This window comes from Diaphorobacter sp. J5-51, from assembly GCF_001023515.1.
In the GTDB taxonomy this organism is placed as follows: Bacteria; Pseudomonadota; Gammaproteobacteria; order Burkholderiales; family Burkholderiaceae_C; genus Diaphorobacter; species Diaphorobacter nitroreducens.
In genome coordinates, this window is sequence record NZ_JSYI01000124.1 from 1 (window position 1) to 1333 (window position 1333).

Sequence of the window (1333 nt, forward strand, 5' to 3'; positions counted from 1 at the left end):
ACCTACACCCGTGAGGGTGTAGTTCCGCATTTTAAATAAGGAACTAATCATGCAAACTAATACAACCCCCGTAACCTATGTGCTTTTCTCAGAAAAGGAAATGGCCATCGCCGATGGCGAGGGGTTTTGGAACAGCGAACTCGGTTGGGTCGCTCTGTCCGATGCCACCCTTTTTACCAATAAGGAAGCGGTCACACTGCGTCCTACTATTGGGGAGAACGTGCAGTGGATGACACTGGATGAAGCCAAGGCTGAATACGGGGAGCCTGAGTCTGAGATCGCTCGCGTTCGCTTGACACTCGATGTGACGTACTCTCTGAATGGGGAAAACGCTGCGGAGATGGTCGCTCTTTTGCGAAAGATGACAGAGATCGCGGTAGGGAATGACATGCTGACTGGCGGTTCTGACGCGGAAGTCGAGGACTACTCGATCGAAGCAGTGATTAAGCCGGAGCCGCTCTCTGAAAAGGAAGTGGCCGACTTCATGCTAGACCGCATCGAGAACTGCGAGTTCAGTTTGGAGGGTTTACCTGATCGGTTGGCCAAGTATGGCCTTATGGAGCCGCATGCCTTCACCGCTGAAATGCGCGAGCGCATGGATTCGCTGAAGTGTGAATAACAGAAGGAGCTCGTCATGACCAACACCATGCGAGTTCTCGCTGGAGAGAAACGTCAGCGGTATTTTGGGCAGATAAGGGCAACCGGCGCACTGTCCATTCATCAATTGGTGCGAGTGATTCAATCTAAGGATGCGTACTCTGTGAAGCTTCGCGCTGCAGCGCTGCGCAACCTCGTTTGCACTGCTCCTCTCGAAGTAACTCTGGGTCGGACTTTCTGCGAGCGCCGCCGTCTTGTCAGAGCCCACTATGGGATCTGTTTGACCTGAGAATGAAAACTTCCAATCCTGTGCGCGATATAGGCCCCGTGTCGAACACTGAGGCGTTCAAGGCGGCTGAGCACTGGCGGCGCTACGCACATCGCCAGAGCCTGGTCTTCATGGATCGTGAGGGACGATGGTTCTGCCTTCGCTACGACCGTGAAGCGCTCAAACGGGCAATGCTTGCAGTTGGCACAAGGGGCTTCATATACCACCGTGGCGAAGGTCATCCGGCGAGAGTCGGGTGGCACGAAGCCTGTGTGCGCCTGCGCAACATGAACTACATTGAAACGTTCTAAACAAGAACGAGCACATAGAGACCAAGGCGCTCACCCCGAATGTGGCCTCGGTTTTTCCGCCGTGGCGTACACCCAAGGCTAGTTCGACCGGTGTCCGTATACTTGGCGGAATGTACGAATTGCGAGACAGGGCGGAGAAGGTGTGCAAGCACCTTGT

3 protein-coding genes are annotated in these 1333 nt (G+C 54.4%); all 3 read left to right on the forward strand.

The annotated features are described in order from the left end of the window. Window positions 1–49 precede the first annotated feature (49 nt). From OX89_RS19210 to OX89_RS18715, 3 genes are read left to right on the forward strand one after another with little or no spacing between them, the layout of a single operon-like run. Complete coding sequence (locus tag OX89_RS19210; RefSeq protein WP_234305586.1) at window positions 50–619, forward strand: hypothetical protein; 570 nt, start codon at window positions 50–52, stop codon at window positions 617–619. Window positions 620–634: 15 nt separating this feature from the next. Then, on the forward strand, window positions 635–886 hold the full coding sequence (locus OX89_RS18710; protein ID WP_157497518.1) for a hypothetical protein: 252 nt from the start codon (window positions 635–637) through the stop codon (window positions 884–886). A gap of 2 nt (window positions 887–888) precedes the next feature. Beyond that, the gene (locus OX89_RS18715) at window positions 889–1176 is read left to right on the forward strand and encodes a hypothetical protein (RefSeq protein ID WP_157497520.1); all 288 of its coding nucleotides are present in this window, start codon (window positions 889–891) and stop codon (window positions 1174–1176) included. Window positions 1177–1333 lie beyond the last annotated feature (157 nt).